The organism is Rugamonas sp. FW305-51 (genome assembly GCF_058786935.1).
The window spans coordinates 191,098-208,536 of the sequence record NZ_JBYSZG010000002.1 but is presented as its reverse complement, the minus strand read 5'-3'; the positions used below and the strand labels follow the sequence as shown (position 1 = coordinate 208,536).

At 65.9% G+C, this 17,439-nt stretch carries 9 protein-coding genes; 4 read left to right on the top strand and 5 right to left on the bottom strand.

Annotated features, from left to right (window positions below; genetic code table 11):
• Window positions 1–12: 12 nt before the first annotated feature.
• A complete protein-coding gene (locus tag AC3WOS_RS02145; RefSeq protein ID WP_492714178.1) occupies window positions 13–1,518 on the bottom strand; it encodes an NAD(P)H-hydrate dehydratase in 1,506 nt (501 codons plus the stop codon).
• Window positions 1,519–1,692: 174 nt separating this feature from the next.
• Between AC3WOS_RS02145 and AC3WOS_RS02140 the strand changes: the two genes are divergently transcribed.
• On the top strand, window positions 1,693–5,298 hold the full coding sequence (locus AC3WOS_RS02140; protein WP_492714177.1) for a hydantoinase B/oxoprolinase family protein: 3,606 nt from the start codon (window positions 1,693–1,695) through the stop codon (window positions 5,296–5,298).
• Between the two features lie 13 nt (window positions 5,299–5,311).
• Here AC3WOS_RS02140 and AC3WOS_RS02135 read toward each other — a convergent pair whose 3' ends face one another.
• Both AC3WOS_RS02135 and AC3WOS_RS02130 read right to left on the bottom strand, forming a co-directional pair.
• Window positions 5,312–6,949: a tetratricopeptide repeat protein gene (locus AC3WOS_RS02135; RefSeq protein ID WP_492714176.1), complete on the bottom strand. Its 1,638-nt coding sequence runs from the start codon at window positions 6,947–6,949 to the stop codon at window positions 5,312–5,314.
• Window positions 6,950–8,668 (bottom strand): response regulator, encoded by a 1,719-nt coding sequence (locus AC3WOS_RS02130; protein ID WP_492714175.1) that lies wholly within the window; start codon window positions 8,666–8,668, stop codon window positions 6,950–6,952. It abuts the gene before it with no gap.
• A gap of 330 nt (window positions 8,669–8,998) precedes the next feature.
• On the opposite strand from AC3WOS_RS02130, the gene purL reads away from it, so the two are divergent.
• Window positions 8,999–13,048, top strand: coding sequence for a phosphoribosylformylglycinamidine synthase (purL, locus tag AC3WOS_RS02125; protein WP_492714174.1), 4,050 nt, complete (start codon window positions 8,999–9,001; stop codon window positions 13,046–13,048).
• 97 nt (window positions 13,049–13,145) lie between these two features.
• Here the strand turns inward: purL and AC3WOS_RS02120 are convergent, their stop codons facing one another.
• Complete coding sequence (locus tag AC3WOS_RS02120; protein WP_492714173.1) at window positions 13,146–13,781, bottom strand: hypothetical protein; 636 nt, start codon at window positions 13,779–13,781, stop codon at window positions 13,146–13,148.
• Between the two features lie 95 nt (window positions 13,782–13,876).
• Between AC3WOS_RS02120 and AC3WOS_RS02115 the strand changes: the two genes are divergently transcribed.
• Window positions 13,877–14,914, top strand: coding sequence for an AraC family transcriptional regulator (locus tag AC3WOS_RS02115; protein ID WP_492714172.1), 1,038 nt, complete (start codon window positions 13,877–13,879; stop codon window positions 14,912–14,914).
• A gap of 36 nt (window positions 14,915–14,950) precedes the next feature.
• Here the strand turns inward: AC3WOS_RS02115 and AC3WOS_RS02110 are convergent, their stop codons facing one another.
• The gene (locus AC3WOS_RS02110) at window positions 14,951–15,619 is read right to left on the bottom strand and encodes a DNA alkylation repair protein (protein ID WP_492714171.1); all 669 of its coding nucleotides are present in this window, start codon (window positions 15,617–15,619) and stop codon (window positions 14,951–14,953) included.
• 504 nt (window positions 15,620–16,123) lie between these two features.
• On the opposite strand from AC3WOS_RS02110, the gene AC3WOS_RS02105 reads away from it, so the two are divergent.
• Window positions 16,124–17,407, top strand: coding sequence for a dicarboxylate/amino acid:cation symporter (locus AC3WOS_RS02105; protein WP_492714170.1), 1,284 nt, complete (start codon window positions 16,124–16,126; stop codon window positions 17,405–17,407).
• Window positions 17,408–17,439 lie beyond the last annotated feature (32 nt).

Here is a 17,439-nt window from a genome sequence, read left to right as displayed (position 1 = left end):
GGCCAACGCGCCTTAGCGCGCGTGCTGCTGCACCAGGCGGTTGATGGCGGCGCGGATGGCCGGCACCAGTTCGCCGGCCGTCAGGCCGATGGGTCCCGTGCCGTCGGCCACCAGCACGTCGGCCGCCATGCCATGCAGCCAGACGCCGGCCAGCGCCGCCTCCCATTGCGGCCAGCCTTGCGCCAGCAGGCTGCCACACAGGCCGGCCAGCACGTCGCCCGTGCCGGCCGTGGCCAGGGCCGGATTGCCCGTCGTGTTGATGACGGCGTGGCCGCCGGGTGCGGCGATCACGCTGCCCGATCCCTTCAATACCACCGTCGCGTTCAGCAGCACCGCCAGCTTGCGGGCCGCCGCCACGCGGTCGGCCTGCACGGCGCCGACCGGGATGCCCAGCAGCCGCGCCGCCTCCAGCGGATGGGGCGTGACGATACTGGCGCCGCTGCGCTGCGCCATGGCCGCCTGCAGGGCGGGATCGGCGCCGATCAGGTTGAGCGCATCGGCATCGGCCACCAGCGCGCTGCCGCTGGCCAGCGACCGCGTGAGCAGCTCCACCGCCTGCGGCGCCGTGCCCAGGCCGGGCCCAAGCACCAGCACGGCACTATCGAGATCGAAGCCGGCCGCGGCGCGGCACATCAATTCCGGTTGGGCGCTGTCGTAGGCCGGCGCGTCGTCCGCGAACACCGCAAAGACGCGGCCCGCGCCCGCATGCAGGGCGGCGCGCGCCGCCAGGATGGGCGCGCCCGCCATGCCGCGCGCGCCGCCCACCACGGCCACGTTGCCGTAACTGCCTTTGTGGCTGTTCTGGCGCCGCGCGCGCAGATGGCGCGCAAAGAAATCCACCTCGTTCAGGTGCAGGCGGGCGGGCTTGAAGCGGGCCGGGTCCAGGTCCAGCCGGGCCACAGTCACCTGGCCGGCGTGGTCGCGGCCGTCGCAGGTATGCAGGCCCGGCTTGTCGCCGATGAAGGTGATGGTGTGCGTGGCGCGCACGGCCACGCCGTCCGGCGCGACGATGGCGCCCGTGTCCGCATCGAGTCCGCTGGGCACATCGAGCGCCAGCACGGGGCAGGACAGGGCATTGACGGTATCGACCAGGGTGCGCAGGGCGCCGCTCACGGGGCGCGCCAGCCCGATGCCGAACAGGCCGTCGATCACCAGGTTCCAGTCGGTGGCGGCCAGCGCGCTGGTACCGATGTCGTTGAAACTGGCGTCGCTTTGCTGGGCGCGCTGCTGGGCCGCGGCCCGTTCCGCCGATTGGGCCCCGGCCGGCGGGAAGTGCAGCACGTCCACCTGGGCGCCCGAGTAGGTCAGGTTGGCGGCCGCCTCCAGCGCGTCGCCGCCATTGTTGCCAGGGCCGGCCAGCACCAGCACCTTGGCGTGGCTGGTGGAGAAGGGCAGCATGTCGAGCGCCGCGTTGGCCGCGGCCTGGCCGGCGCGCTGCATCAGCGTACCTGGCGGCAGCGCTGCCGCCGCCTGCTGTTCGATGGCGCGGATCTCGGCGGTGGAATAGAGTGGGTTCATGGGCGTGCCTGGGCTAGTGGATGGAACGGCAGGTCCTGCCTGCGCGGCGCGTCGGTTCGGGCCGCCGATTGATGTTCGTACAATTTTAGCATCGAAATAATCTCGTCAAGCGTGTCGCGTGTATCGCGGGGCACACACTACAATATGCGCTTCTTGTATAGCAATGAGGTTGGCATGGATTGGCAATTCTGGATAGACCGCGGCGGCACGTTTACGGACATCGTGGCGCGCCAGCCGGACGGTCGGCTGCGCACCCACAAGCTGCTGTCGGAAAATCCGGAACAGTACCGCGACGCGGCCATCGCCGGCATCCGTCACCTGATGGGATTGGGGCCGCGCACAGCCATTCCCGTGGCCCAGATCGAGGCCGTCAAGATGGGCACCACCGTGGCCACCAACGCGCTGCTCGAGCGCAAAGGCGAACCGACGGCGCTGGCCATCACGCGCGGCTTCCGCGACGCCCTGCGCATCGCCTACCAGAACCGGCCACGCTTGTTCGATCGTCACATCGTGCTGCCGGAACTGCTCTACGGCCACGTGATCGAGATCGACGAGCGCATGGGCGCGCACGGTGACGTCGTCATGCCGCTTGATGCCGAGGGCGCGCGCGCCGGCCTGCAGGCGGCCTACGATCAGGGCTTGCGGGCGCTGGCCATCGTCTTCATGCATGGCTACCGTTACCATGAGCACGAACAGCGCGTGGCGCAGCTGGCGCGCGAGATTGGCTTTACCCAGGTATCCGTTTCGCACCAGGTCAGTCCCTTGATGAAACTGGTGGCGCGCGGCGACACCACGGTGGTCGATGCCTACCTGTCGCCCATCCTGCGCCGTTACGTGGACCAGGTGGCCGCCGACATGCCGGGCGTGAACCTGCAGTTCATGCAGTCGAACGGCGGGCTGGCGGATGCGCGCGCCTTCCAGGGCAAGGACAGCATCCTCAGCGGCCCGGCCGGCGGCATCGTCGGCATGGTGCGGGCCAGCCGGCTGGCCGGCTTCGAGCGCGTCATCGGTTTCGACATGGGCGGCACCTCGACCGACGTGTCGCATTACTCGGGCGAATTCGAGCGCGTGTTCGAGACCCAGGTGGCCGGCGTGCGCATGCGCGCGCCCATGATGAGCATCCATACGGTGGCCGCCGGCGGCGGCTCCATCCTGCATTTCGACGGCAGCCGCTTGCGCGTGGGGCCCGACAGCGCCGGCGCCAATCCCGGCCCGGCCAGCTACCGGCGCGGCGGCCCGCTGGCCGTCACCGACTGCAACGTCATGTTGGGCAAGATCCAGCCCGCCCACTTCCCGCAGCTGTTCGGCGCCGAAGGGCGCCAGCCGCTCGACGCGCAGACCGTACGGTCACAATTCGCACAGATGGCCGAACGTATCCAGTCGGCCACCGGCAAACCCACCACCGCCGAACAGGTGGCCGAAGGATTCATCGAAATCGCGGTCGGTAACATGGCCAACGCCATCAAGCAGATCTCCGTCCAGCGCGGCCACGATGTGACTGAATACACGCTGACCAGTTTCGGCGGCGCCGGCGGCCAGCACGCCTGCCTGGTGGCCGATGCATTGGGCATGAAGACCGTCTTCATCCACTCGCTGGCTGGCGTCATGTCGGCCTACGGCATGGGCCTGGCCGACCAGAGCGTGATGCGCGAGGCGGCCGTGGAAGAAAAGCTGCTGCCCGAGGCCGAGACGGCGCTGGAGGCGCGCCTGCACGCGCTGGGCGAGCAGGCGCGCGCGGAATTGCAGCGCCAGGGCGTGGCTGGCGAACGCATCACGCTGCTGCGCCGCGTCCACCTGCGTTACGACGGCACGGACTCCGCCCTCATCGTCCTGTTCGATACGGCGGCCCGCATGCAGGCCCAGTTCGAAGCGGCCTACAGGAAGCGCTTCTCCTTCCTCATGCCGTCCAAGGCCTTGATCGTGGAGGCGGTGTCGGTGGAGGCCGTGGGCCGCTCGGAGGCGCCGGCGGAAATGGTCACGCCGGCGCCGCGCCGCGTTTCCGGCCTGACGCCGCAAGCCGTGGTGCAGATGTACAGTGGCGGGCAGTGGCGCAACACCAAGCTCTATCAGCGCTCGGCCACGCGCATCGGCGACATCATCAAGGGCCCGTCCATCATCGCCGAAGCCAACGCCACCACCGTGGTGGAGCCGGGCTGGCAGGCCGAAGTCACGCCGCAAGACCATCTGGTGCTGACGCGGGTGGAGGCGTTGCCCCAGCGCCGCGCCATCGGCACCACGGCCGATCCGGTCATGCTGGAGATCTTCAACAACCTGTTCATGTCGATCGCCGAGCAGATGGGGCTGCGGCTGCAGAACACGGCCTACTCCGTCAACATCAAGGAACGGCTGGACTTCAGCTGCGCCATCTTCGACGCCGAGGGCAACCTGATCGCCAACGCGCCCCATATGCCGGTGCACCTCGGTTCCATGGGCGAGAGCATCAAGACCGTGATGCAGGCCAATGCGGGCCGCATGCACGCGGGCGATGTCTACATGCTCAACGATCCTTACCACGGCGGCACCCATTTGCCCGATGTGACGGTGATCTCGCCCGTGTTCGACGTGTCGGGCGAACGGATACTGTTCTACGTCGGCTCGCGCGGCCACCATGCCGACATCGGCGGCACCACGCCGGGTTCGATGCCGCCCGATTCGCGCAGCATCGAGGAGGAGGGTGTCCTGATCGATAACTTCAAGCTGGTGGACGGCGCCACCGGCGGCCAGCTGCGCGATGCGGAAGCGCGGGCCTTGCTGGCCGGCGCCGCCTGGCCGGCCCGCAATCCGGACCAGAACATGGCCGACCTGCGGGCCCAGGTGGCGGCCAACCAGAAGGGCGTGGACGAGCTGCGCAAGATGGTGGCGCATTTCGGGCTCGACGTGGTGCAGGCTTACATGGGCCACGTGCAGGACAACGCCGAGGAAGCCGTGCGGCGCGTCATCAGCGCACTGCACGACGGCAGCTACACGGTGGAACTCGACAACGGCGCGCGGATCGAGGTGGCGGTGCGGGTCGACCAGGCCAGCCGCAGCGCCGAGATCGACTTCAGCGGCACCTCGGCGCAGCTGGACAACAACTTCAACGCGCCGTCCGCCGTCTGCATGGCGGCCGTGCTGTATGTGTTCCGCACGCTGGTCGATGACGAGATCCCCCTCAACGCGGGCTGCCTCAAGCCGCTCAAGGTGCTGATACCGCCGGGCTCCATGCTCAATCCGCACTATCCGGCCTCGGTCGTTTCGGGCAATGTGGAGACGTCGACCTGCATCACCAACGCCCTGTATGGCGCGCTGGGCGTGATGGCGGCGGCGCAGGGCACGATGAACAATTTCACGTTCGGTAACGCCAAATACCAGTATTACGAAACCATCAGCGGCGGCTCGGGGGCGGGGCCGGGCTTCGACGGCACCAGCGTGGTCCAGACCAACATGACCAATTCGCGACTGACGGACCCGGAAATCCTCGAGTTCCGCTTCCCGGTGCGGCTGGAAAGTTACGCCATCCGCGCCGGCTCGGGCGGCGCGGGGCGCTGGCGGGGCGGCGACGGCGGCGTGCGCAAGGTGCGCTTCCTGGAGCCGATGACGGCGGCCATCCTGTCCAACAACCGCATCCACGCGCCGTTCGGCATGGCCGGCGGGGCGCCGGGCGCGCTCGGACGCAACAGCGTGGTGCGGGCCGACGGCAGCGTCGAACAACTGGGCCATATCGGCAAGACGGAGATGGGCCCCGGCGACCTGTTTGTGGTGGAAACGCCGGGCGGCGGCGGCTACGGCCAGCCTGAGTAGCCGCGCAGGCTGGTCAGGCCGTGGTGGAAATACCGTACTTGCGCTGCGTGGCCGTGTACTGGTTGAGCAGGATGGGCAGGGCAGGGTGGCCGGGGTCCAGCCTGCGGATGCGTTCCAGCAGATGGCTGCACTGTTCGGCCACCGGCGCTTCCCAGCCCAGGTCGTCGAGCTGCTTGAGCATGGCCGAAGCGGCCGCCGGCAGCAGGGCCATGTTGGACGGCGCCTTGCGCAGCGCGCCGTTGAGCGTGTCGATGGCGGCCCGCAGGTCGCCATGGGCGCGCTTTTCGGCCGCATCGAGCAGCAGGTCGTCGAGCTGGCGCGAGATCGTCTCGCCCACGCCTTGCGCCAGGTCGTGGCGGCCGGCCTTTTCGAACACGGCCACCGCATCGTCCATCGAGATGCCGCTTTCCGTGTCGTTGGTCAGCTCCACCATCAGCGACGTGGCTTCATGATCGAGCTTGTTTTTCAGGCAGCTGTGGGCCAGGCCCACCTTGAGGCTGGTGGACAGGCCGCGCGTCATGCTCATGGCCCGTACCGCGTTGCGCAGTTCCGCGGCGGCCGCGATCGGATTGTCCATCAGTTCGGCCAGCAGGCCGGCCGCCACGGAGCGGCACACTTCCGTGTTGGCGTTGCCGCGCAGGGAACGTTCGAGGTCGCGGATCACGCCGCTGGCCTGGGTGGCATCGCCTTTCCTGACCAGCGTCTTGACCAGGTTGACGTGGTCTTCCGGGTCGCGGAACTCCGAGTATTTCGCCTTTTGCACCACTTGCTTGAATGCCTTCTCCGCCACGGTCACGTCGCCCGTCTCGAAAGCGACTTCGCCCAGGTGGCGCAGGCGCCGAACCATGTGCGGGGAAATGGCGACGGCGTCTTCCAGGATGCGCTTGGCCAGCACGTTCTGGCCCATGGCTTCGTGGGTCTGCGCCAGCAAGTCGTAGGCGGCCATGAATTTCGGATTGTGGGCCACCAGGTTATCCAGCGTTTGCTGCGCTTCCGGATATTTCTGCAGCCCGAACTGGCAGCGGGCCAGGCCCAGGTGGGCCCAGCCGATGGGACGGGTGAGCAGGATGGTCTGGTAGATCAGTTCCGCCTCTTCCAGCTCGTCCAGGCGCAGGTGCAGTTCGGCGCGCAGGCGCGCGAATTCGATCGCGTGGCGCGCATGCTGGGCTTCGCATTCCAGGCAGGTGGTGATGGCCTTGCGGATATTGCCCATGCCGATCAGCTGGTACACGGGCAGGAAATAGGAACGCCGCTCGACGGCGCGGGCGATGCGCTGCTGCAGCACGTCGACCGTGAACGGCTTGAGCACGTAGTCGTTGGGCGTCAGTTCGGCCGCGCTGATCACTTTGCTGTACACGCCCTCGGACGTGAGCATGATGAAAATGGTCCACTGGGCGATCAGCTTGTGGTGGCGCAGGTCTTCCAGCAGCTGCTGGCCATCCTGGCCGCTGTCGCCGCTGCCGTTGCCGAGGTCGTACTCGCACAGGATGATGTCGTAGCTCTTCTTGTTCAACTGGCCAATGGCCGTGCCCGAGCTCACCGCCTCGTCAACGCGGGTGATGCCGGACTGGTTCAGCATGTTGCGCAGCGTGGCGCGCATGCCGGGATTGGGGTCTACCAGCAGGACAGAAAGTTCGGCGTAATCTTGCATTTATGTGCTTCCAAGCGTGGCCGCTGCGGCCGAAGGTGAAGGTGAAGGTGAAGGTGAAGGATGGGCCGGCGCCGGCGCAGCCACCGCGGCGATATGGGCGCCATGCTGCTTCCGCACAGCCACATACTGGGCCAGCAGGCCAGGCAGCAACGGATGGGCCGCATTGTGCTCCCGGATGCGGCGCAGCAGGGCGGTGCATTGGCCAAACAGGGCCGCGTCCCAGCCCCCGTCGGCCAGGCGGCGCAGCACGGCGGTGGCGGCGGCCGTCCACAGGCCGGTGTGGTCGGGATTGCGCTGCAAGGCGTCGAGCAACACCTCGACGGCGCCGCGCAGGTCGCCCTGGCGGCTCTTTTCCGCCGCCTTGCGCACCATGGCATCGACCGCCGAATCGACCCGCGCGTGATGCTGCTTGACCAGTTCCGGCCGGTCTGCCTGTTCGTACAGGGACAGCACCTGCGACTCGCTCACGCCGCTGGCGGGATCGGCCGTCAGTTCGGCGAACAGGGTATGGGCCTGCTCGTCCAGGCGGTTGACCAGGCAGCTGTGGGCCAGTCCCAGCTTGACGTTGCTCGACATGCCGGTCGCCTCCGACAGCTTGTCCATGGCCTTGGCCAGTTCCACCGCCGCGCCGCTGGCGTCGCCCTTGAGCTCCAGCACCATGGCGGAGGCGTAGGCGCGGCACACCTCGGTACCGGCCGTGCTGCGCAGCGAGCGCTCCAGGTCGCGCACGACGGCACTGGCGGCGGTGGCGTCGCCCTTCTTGACAAGCGTGCGCACCAGGTTCACATGGTCGGCCGGATCGCGAAATTCGGAATGCCTGGCCTTGGCCACCACCTGCTTGTAGGCTTGCTCGGCGCCGGCCACGTCGCCCACGGCCAGCGCCACGTCGCCCAGGTGGCGCAGCCGCCGCACCATGTGAGGCGAGATGGCGACGGCGTCCTGCAGCACCACCTTGGCTTCCTCGTCCTTGCCCTGGGCGCGCAGGGTCTGGGCCAGCAGGTCGTAGGCGGCCATGAACTTGGGATTGTCGGCCACCAGCGCCTCCAGCATGGCCTGCGCTTCGCCGTAGCGGCGCAACTGGTGGACGCAGCGGGCCTGGCCCAGCTGGGCCCAGCCCAGCGGCTTGGCCTGGACGATGGCCGCATAGGCTTGTTCGGCCTCGGCCTGGCGGTCCAGGCTGACGAGCAGCTCGGCCCGCAGCCGGGCATAGTCGGTGGCATAGCGGGGCTGGCTCGCTTCGGCCGCCAGGCAGGCGGCGATGGCGTCGCACGCCTTGCCCTGGCCTATCATCTGGTAGACGGGCAGGAAGTTGGCGCGCCGCTCGAGGGCGCGGCCGATACGCTGGGACAGCACGTCCACCGTGAATGGCTTGAGGATGTAATCGGTGGGCAGCAGCTCGGCCGCGCTCACCACCTTGCTGTACACGCCTTCGGCCGTAAGCATGATGAAGATGGCCCACTGGCTGATGACACGGTGGTGCCGCAAGTCCTCCAGCAGCTGCTGGCCGTCCTGGCCCGCGTTCTCGGCGCTGCCGCCCAGGTCGTACTCGCACAGGATCACGTCGTAGCTCTTGGTGCTGAGCTGGCGAATGGCGGTGGCCGAACTGACGGCATGGTCGACCTTGGTGATGTTCACCTGGGTCAGCATGTTGTGCAGACTGGCGCGCATGCCCTGGCTGGGATCGACGATCAGGACCGACAGGTTGCTATAGTCTGGCATGGTGGACTTTCGTGGGCCGGGCCGCAGGAGGCGGTAAGTCCTTATCGGCAGGCGTCAGCAAAATTTGAAACAAGCATACTCCAAGCATAGGCAAAATTGCAGTGGAAGCAGCTGTTTCCCCCGCGGCAGGGGCGTTTTTGCCTCGGATTGGGCAAAAAATGTTGCTCTGACGGCACTTTTTGCGCCGAATTAGGGCTGTGGGGACAGGGGCGAAAGCGGTATAATGCGCGCAAAGGAAATCTTGCAAAACCGCTTCCGACCAGTTTCGTGCCCACTCGTGCCATTTCTACCTTTAATCCGCAGCCTCGCTGCATCAACCATCTCCCAACCATGTTGATTCTGCCGGGCTCCAACGCCCTGTCCGCATTCCGTAGCCAACGCCTGTTAACCCAACTGCAAACGGTGCTGCCCGCCGTGGCCGCAGTGCAGGCCCGATATGTCCACTTCATCGACGCCGCCGCACCCCTGTCGGCCGACGAGACCAGCCGCCTGGGCGCGCTGCTGACCTACGGCGAACCGGCCCAGGCCGAACACGCCGAAGGCGCCGTCGAAGAGTTCTTCGTCATTCCCCGTTTCGGCACCATTTCGCCGTGGGCTTCCAAAGCCACCGACATCGTCCATAACTGCGGCATGGCGCACATCAAGCGCGTGGAGCGGGGCGTGGCCTTCCGTATCAACCTGAAGGCGGGTTTCCTGGGCACCGGCATCGGCGCCGTCAAGAAGCTGACGGAAGCCGAAACCCAGGCCGTGGCGGCCCTGCTGCACGACCGCATGACCGAATCGGTGCTGCGCCACCCGGACGAAGCGGCGGCCCTGTTCCGCACCCTGGACGCGCGTCCGCTGGAGACGGTGGACGTGCTGGGCGCCGGCAAGCAGGCGCTGGAAAAGGCCAACACGGACCTGGGCCTGGCCATGTCGGACGACGAGATCGAGTACCTGGACGCCGCCTTCACCAAGGCCGGCCGCAATCCGACGGACGTGGAACTGATGATGTTCGCACAGGCGAACAGCGAGCATTGCCGCCACAAGATCTTCAACGCCGACTGGACCATCGACGGCGTGGCGCAGGACAAGTCCCTGTTCCAGATGATCAAGAACACCCACCAGCTGCAGCCCAAGGGCACCATCGTGGCCTACAGCGACAACTCGTCCATCATGGAAGGCGCGGAAGTGGCGCGCTTCTTCCCCCGTGGCGAGAACCACGAATACGCCGCCTCGACCGAGCTGACCCACACGCTGATGAAGGTGGAGACCCACAACCACCCGACCGCCATCTCGCCATTCCCCGGCGCCTCCACGGGCGCGGGCGGCGAGATCCGCGACGAAGGCGCGACCGGCCGCGGCGCCAAGCCCAAGGCCGGCCTGACCGGCTTTACCGTCTCCAACCTGATGCTGCCGGGCGCCGTGCAGGCCTGGGAAAACGCGGCCAGTGTGACGGCCGCCGCCGGCCACCGCGACAGCGCCAAGGTATACGGCAAGCCTGACCGCATCGCCTCGCCGCTGCAGATCATGATCGAAGGCCCGCTGGGCGGCGCCGCGTTCAGCAATGAATTCGGCCGTCCCGTGCTGGGCGGTTACTTCCGCACCTACGAACAGAACATCGGGCGCCAGTTCGCCGGCGCCAGCGACACCGTGTACGGCTACCACAAGCCCATCATGATCGCCGGCGGCATCGGCAACATCTCGGCCCAGCACACCCACAAGGACGACATTCCCGTCGGCAGCCTGCTGATCCAGTTGGGCGGCCCCGGCATGCGCATCGGCATGGGCGGCTCGGCCGCCTCGTCGATGGCCACCGGCACCAACACGGCCGACCTGGACTTCGACTCGGTCCAGCGCGGCAATCCGGAAATGGAACGCCGCGCCCAGGAAGTGATCAACGGCTGCTGGCAGCTGGGCACGGCCAACCCCATCATCTCGATCCACGACGTGGGCGCGGGCGGCCTGTCGAACGCGTTCCCGGAAATCACCAACGACGCCAAGCGCGGCGCCATCTTCGACCTGCGCAAGGTGCCGCTGGAAGAAAGCGGCATGGCGCCCAAGGAGATCTGGTCCAACGAATCGCAGGAACGCTACGTGCTGGCCATCGCGCCCGACAGCCTGCCCGTGTTCCAGGCCCTGTGCGAGCGTGAGCGCTGCCTGTTCGCCGTGGTCGGCGTGGCCACGGAAGAGCGCCAGCTCAAGCTGGTCGATCCTGAACTGGGCAACAACCCGGTCGACATGCCGATGGACGTCCTGCTGGGCAAGCCGCCCAAGATGCAGCGCGACGTGCACCACGTGCAGAACGAATTCCCCGCCATCGACCTGACCGGCATGGACCTGGAAGAAGCGGCCAAGCGCGTGCTGCTGCTGCCTACCGTGGGCGACAAGTCCTTCCTGATCACCATCGGCGACCGCAGCGTGGGCGGCATGAGCGTGCGCGACCAGATGGTCGGTCCGTGGCAGGTGCCGGTGGCCGATTGCGCCGTCACCGCCATGAGCTTTGAAGGCTACCTGGGCGAAGCGATGTCCATGGGCGAGCGCACCCCGCTGGCCGTGATCGACGCGCCGGCATCGGGCCGCATGGCCGTGGGCGAGGCGATCACCAACATCGCCGCCGCCGCCATCGGCGACATCTCCGACATCAAGCTGTCGGCCAACTGGATGGCCGCCTGCGGCCAGCCCGGCCAGGACGCGGCCCTGTACGACACCGTGAAAGCGGTCGGCATGGAGCTGTGCCCGGCACTGGGCATCAGCATCCCGGTCGGCAAGGACTCGCTGTCCATGCGCACCACCTGGCGCGACGAAGCGGAAGAATCGAAGGCCGTCACCAGCCCTGTCTCGCTGATCGTGTCGGCGTTTGCGCCCGTGCATGACGTGCGCAAGTCGCTCACGCCGCAGATCAAGACCGATGCCGGCGACACTTCCATCATCCTGATCGACCTGGGCCGCGGCAAGAACCGCCTGGGTGCATCGGCGCTGTCGCTGGTCATGGGCCAGCTGGGCAACGAGACGCCGGACGTGGACAGCGCGGAAGACCTGAAAGGCTTCTTCGCCGCCATCCAGCAACTGAACAACGACGGCAAGCTGCTGGCCTACCACGACCGTTCCGACGGCGGCCTGTACGCCACGCTGGCCGAGATGGCCTTCGCCGGCCGCGCCGGCCTGTCGATCAACCTCGACATCCTGACGCTGGAGCAGGGCCACGGCGCCGACCAGGGCGACGCCAAGAACTGGGCCGGCCAGATCGCCGAGCGCCGCAACGAGCAAACCATCCGCGCCCTGTTCTCGGAAGAGCTGGGCGCCGTGATCCAGGTCCGCGCCGACGAAAAGTCGCTGGTGATGGATGTGCTGCGTGCCTTTAACCTGGGCGCCTGCAGCCACATCATCGGCAAGCCGAACGACCGTGGCGTGATCGAATTCACGCGCGACGCCAAGACCATCTACAGCCAGCCGCGCGCCGCGCTGCACCGCCTGTGGAGCGAAACGAGCTGGCGCATTGCCCGCCTGCGCGACAACCCGGCCTGCGCCGACGCCGAATACGACCGCATCCTGGACGAAACCGATCCCGGCATCTCGCCCAAGGTCACCTTCGACCTGGCCGACAACGTGGCCGCGCCGTTCCTGGCCACGGGCGTGCGTCCGCGCGTCGCCATCCTGCGCGAGCAGGGCGTGAACTCGCACATTGAGACGGCGTACGTGATGCACCAGGCAGGCTTTACGGCCGTCGACGTGCACATGAGCGACCTGATCGCCGGCCGCGTCAAGCTCGACGACTTCCAGGGCATCATCGCCGTCGGCGGCTTCTCGTACGGCGACGTGCTGGGCGCCGGCGAAGGCTGGGCCAAGACCATCCTGTTCAACGCCGCGCTGGCGGAACAGTTTGCGCGCTTCTTCGCCCGCACCGACAGCTTCGGCCTGGGTGTGTGCAACGGCTGCCAGATGATGAGCAACCTGAAGTCCATCATCCCCGGCGCCCACGCCTGGCCCAAGTTCACCACCAACAAATCGGAGAAATTCGAGGCGCGCTTCGCGATGGTGGAAGTGCTCGATTCGCCATCCATCTTCTTCAACGGCATGGCCGGCACCCAGACTGCCATCGCCATCGCCCACGGCGAAGGTTATGCGGACTTCACCCAGACCGGCAACATCAACGAAGCCGTGGCCGCCATGCGCTTTGTCGACAACCGCGGCGCCGCCACGGAAGCCTATCCGTACAATCCTAACGGTTCGCCGCAGGGCTTGACGTCGGTCACGACGGCGGACGGCCGCTTCACCGTGATGATGCCGCACGCCGAGCGCGTGTTCCGCACCGTGCAGCAGTCGTGGCACCCGGAAGCGTGGGGCGAGGATTCGCCATGGATGCGCATGTTCCGCAACGCGCGCAAGTTCGTCGGCTAAGCCGATAGCCTCCGGCAAAAAGCCCGGCCCCGTTTCAGCGATGAAACGGGGCCGGGCTTTTTTACTGTGACCGTCAGGTCGTCAGATTGTCAGATCGTCAGATCCAGTGCAGTACGCCCGCGAACAGCCCCATGGCGCCGGCCACGGTGACGCCCAGGCCGGATACGACGGCGACCTGGCGCCGGCGCGAACGCATGTCGTGCACCAGGTAGGCGACGACGAAGAAGGGCATGTAGCCCACCAGCCAGATCAGCAGCGGCGTGCCCACGTTCCAGCCGCGCCATTCCCAGGTCAGGGCACCGATGTGGTTGAGCCAGTATTCGACGCCCACGCACAGGACGGAGTTCACGGCGGCGATCACCCAGCGGTTATTGATGCCCAGGATCTTCGCCTTGGCGTCGGCCGGCAGCATGCGGGCGGCGTACAGGCCCATGATGGCGAACATGAACGTGATTTCGACATTGAGACCGATCAGTATCACGTAGGCGGAACTGCCCGGCGTGCCCCAGGCGGGCGCGAAGCCGGAAAAATGGAACAGCAGGCCGTTCCAGATCTCGTTGACCCAGTCCATCAGCCAGAACGCCAGGCCGGCCAGCACCACGTTCCAGCGCCGGGCGGCGGCCTGTTCGCCATAGGCCTGGATCACCAGCAGCAGCAGGGGAATCACATACCACTGGAAATGCGACGCATTACGTACCAGCGCTTGTGCCTGGGCGGCGGAATCTGCGATCATCTGTGTTGTCTCCCTTGTATGTAAAACGCAGATTGTAGATACCGCACCGTGCGCAGGCTTGACCGCGCAGGTCATAATTTTTGACATTTCAGGCCATGCCCGACCACACCCGCGTTCTACCTTCCCTTGCCGGCGCGCCGGCCGGCAGCGTGCCCGGCGCCTACGTCCGGCTGTTGTTCGACTATCTTGCCCAACATGGCGCCGACGCCGAGGCTATTCTGGGCGAGGCGCCGCCGCCCGCGCCGGCATCCCAGTCCTATCCCGCAGCGCGCTGGGCCGGCATGCTGGCACTTGCCGCGCGCCGTCTTGGCGATCCGGCCCTGGGCCTGCGGGTGGGCGCCGCCATCACGCCGGCCCACCTGGGGCCGCTGGGTTATGTACTGCTGGCGTCGCCGTCCGTGCTGGCGGCGATGCAATGTTATTTGCGCTGCCAGCGCCTGGTCCATGATGTCAGCCCGGTCCGGCATTTTGTCGCGGATGGCCGGCTGATCCTGGAATGGAGCGAGGAATCGCGCCACATGGGCCTGCTGGCCAACCAGTGCGGCCTGGCTGCGCTGGTGCAGTTTGCCCGTGACATCGCCGGACGCGAGGTCGATCCGGCGGCCATCCACTTCGTCGAGCCGGCGCCGGCCGACGTTGCGCCCTATGCCGAACTGTTTCGCTGCCCGGTCCTGTTCGGGCAGGCGGCCACCCGGGTCTGCTTTCCGGTGGAGCTATTGGACCTGCCGCTGCGGCGTGCCGATCCGGCCCTGGTTGCCTTGCTCGAGCAGCAGGTGCAGGCCAGCCTGGACGCCATGCCCGGCCCGGATCACGTGCTGCAGGCCATACGGCGCCGCATTTCCAGCCACCTCATGGGCGGCGAAGCGATGCTCGAGCAGGTGGCGCAGGAGCTGCACGTCTCGGGCCGTACGCTGCGGCGCTGGTTGCAGGCCCGCGGCTGGAGCTTCCGCGCCTTGTTGGAAGACACGCGGCGCCGCCTGGCCGAACATTATCTGCGCGACACGCGCCTGTCCTTGCCCGAGGTGGCCTTGTTGTTGGGGTATTCGGAACAGAGTGCGTTCAATCGCGCCTTCCTGCACTGGTCCGGCATGACGCCGCGCCGCTGGCGTCTGTCGGCCAGTCAGGGCAAATAGCCGTCCCACCCCGTGCCGGATGACGGCAGGGTGCGGTCATCCAGCCCGGATGTGCTTGTTCGCTTCGCGATAGCTGAGCGGCGCCAGCCGGTCTTTTTCCGCTCGCAGAAAATCGCGGACGGCTTGCGGATTATGGTGCGCATAATCCCGTAAAGCCCAGCCGATCGCTTTTTGGATAAAGAATTCCTGTTCCGGCGCCAGCGTACGCGCATAGGCAAACAGCCGGGCAGTGTCGGTGTTGTCGCGCCAGCCCAATTGATGCAGCATGGCGATCCTGCGCAGCCACATATTGGGGCTGATTAATGCGGCGTCCATGCCATCATGCCGGCCGGCGAGTATATCGCCGATTATCGAGGCCAGTCCATCCACGCTGTCCCACCAGGATTTTTCCTGCGCCAATGACAGTAATGCGGGAATATCCTGAATATCCAAATCCTTATGCCGCGAAGCCAGCAGGTCCAGTGCCGCATATTGATATTCCCGTTCCGGCAATGCCCATAATTGCCGGGCCAGCGCCATTAACTGGCCGGCATCGCCGCCTTTCAATTCCTTGAATAATGGACGCAAGGCCTTGCGTCGTAACGGGGTGGGAATCCCGATGAATGGGAACTGATTGCGCATATATGCACGCATCGGTTCCGCACGCCCGGGTTCCGCGATGGCGGTCAGTGTTTCCTTGATTCTATCCAGCATGGTCTGGCTCATGGCACTCCGCACAGATGTCGGCCGGGAACGGAATGTCCGGGCGCGGGAGTGAAGTATAAGCGACTTGTGTAGTGGCCACTCAGGAAGCGGCCGCGCCCCCCTCGGAAGCGCCCGGGACGCTGTCGGCAAGCTGGCCCGGCCCGGTTGGCCGCTTGCCGGCAACCGTTCGCCGCGCCTCTCATGCTCGTTTCTGGTCTTTTTGCGCCAAATTCTGGCGTGCTTGGCTATGCCCGTGGCAAGCCGCCGGAGCGCGGAGCAGGGCGTTTCCAACTTCTCATACAGACCCACCGGCTGCTTTCCAACTATTCATACGCGCCGCCGCCGCTGGCACGGTATGACAAGAATTTAATCCCAGCAAAACAATGACTTAGCGCTGCGGCGATTTATTTTTGCAGCAGGCACGGCGATTGCTATTACCCCCACCAGACTGAGTCATTAGTCGCCCTCGATAACAACGGAGCAGGCCCAAGACGCCCACTTCAATTCATAGGCTGGAGGAACAACATGAAACAAAAACGCCCGTTAACCATCTATATTCTGATTGCGATGGTGCTAGGTATTCTGGTGGGTTATGCATGCCACGAAACTTTCCTCGATCAAAAAGTCACTACAGACATCGCCGCGCATATTTCGATTGCGACGGACGTATTTCTGCGCCTGATTAAAATGATTATCTCGTTGCTGGTCTTTTCCACGCTGACGATCGGTATTGCCCATATGGGCGACGGCAAGGCCGCAGGCCGTATCGGCGCCAAAGCCATGAGCTGGTTCATTATTGCCTCGCTGGTGTCGCTGACGCTGGGCATGGTGCTGTCGAATTTCTTCCAATTGGGCGCGCATCTGGGCCTGCCATTGCCGGCAGTCGATGCGTCGACCGGTTTGAAGACGGCGGCATTCACCTTGAAAGACTTCGTCGCCCATATGGTGCCCAAGTCGCCGATCGAGGCAATGGCCAACAATGAAATCCTGCAGGTCCTGGTATTTGCCATCTTCTTCGGCAGCGCCCTGGGCGCCATGGGCGACGCCGGCCGCAAGCTGACGGCCGTGATCGACCAGCTGGCGCAAGTCATGCTGCGCATCACCGGCAGCATCATGAAACTGGCGCCTCTGGCAGTGTTTGCCGCCATGGCATCCGTCGTTACCACCAACGGCCTGGCCATCCTGGGCACGTTCGCCAAGTTCATGGGCGGTTTCTATCTGGGCCTGTTCTGCCTGTGGGTACTGCTGATCGCCGGTGGTTTCGCCTTCATCGGCCGCCGCGTGTTCACGCTGATCGGCCTGATCAAAGAACCGTTCCTGCTGGCCTTCTCCACGGCCAGCTCGGAAGCGGCTTACCCCAAGCTGCTCGATGCGCTCGATAAATTCGGCGTGCAACGCAAGATTTCCAGCTTCGTCTTGCCCATGGGCTACTCCTTCAATCTGGATGGCTCGATGATGTACTGCACGTTCGCCGTGCTGTTCATTTCCCAGGCGTATGGCATCGATCTGTCCATCGGCACCCAGATCACGATGCTGTTGCTGCTCATGCTGACCTCCAAGGGCATGGCCGGCGTGCCGCGCGCATCGCTGGTGGTGATCGCCGCCACCCTCAACCAGTTCCACATCCCGGAAGCGGGCTTGCTGCTGTTAATGGGCATCGACCAGTTCCTCGACATGGGCCGTTCGGCCACCAACGCCGTCGGCAATGCCGTCGCCACTGCCGTTGTGGCCAAGTGGGAAGGGGCATTGCACGACCCGCAGCAAGCCAGCGACCTGAACGTGGCAGCAGCACAAATTCGCAGCGCATAACAACTACATAAGACTAATCGGAGATTACAAAT

Bases quoted from the DNA above. Each gene is read 5' to 3' on its own strand.
- AC3WOS_RS02145 (WP_492714178.1), bottom strand. From the start codon at position 1,518: ATGAACCCACTCTATTCCACCGCCGAGATCCGCGCCATCGAACAGCAG.
- AC3WOS_RS02140 (WP_492714177.1), top strand. From the start codon at position 1,693: ATGGATTGGCAATTCTGGATAGACCGCGGCGGCACGTTTACGGACATC.
- AC3WOS_RS02135 (WP_492714176.1), bottom strand. From the start codon at position 6,949: ATGCAAGATTACGCCGAACTTTCTGTCCTGCTGGTAGACCCCAATCCC.
- AC3WOS_RS02130 (WP_492714175.1), bottom strand. From the start codon at position 8,668: ATGCCAGACTATAGCAACCTGTCGGTCCTGATCGTCGATCCCAGCCAG.
- purL (WP_492714174.1), top strand. From the start codon at position 8,999: ATGTTGATTCTGCCGGGCTCCAACGCCCTGTCCGCATTCCGTAGCCAA.
- AC3WOS_RS02120 (WP_492714173.1), bottom strand. From the start codon at position 13,781: ATGATCGCAGATTCCGCCGCCCAGGCACAAGCGCTGGTACGTAATGCG.
- AC3WOS_RS02115 (WP_492714172.1), top strand. From the start codon at position 13,877: ATGCCCGACCACACCCGCGTTCTACCTTCCCTTGCCGGCGCGCCGGCC.
- AC3WOS_RS02110 (WP_492714171.1), bottom strand. From the start codon at position 15,619: ATGAGCCAGACCATGCTGGATAGAATCAAGGAAACACTGACCGCCATC.
- AC3WOS_RS02105 (WP_492714170.1), top strand. From the start codon at position 16,124: ATGAAACAAAAACGCCCGTTAACCATCTATATTCTGATTGCGATGGTG.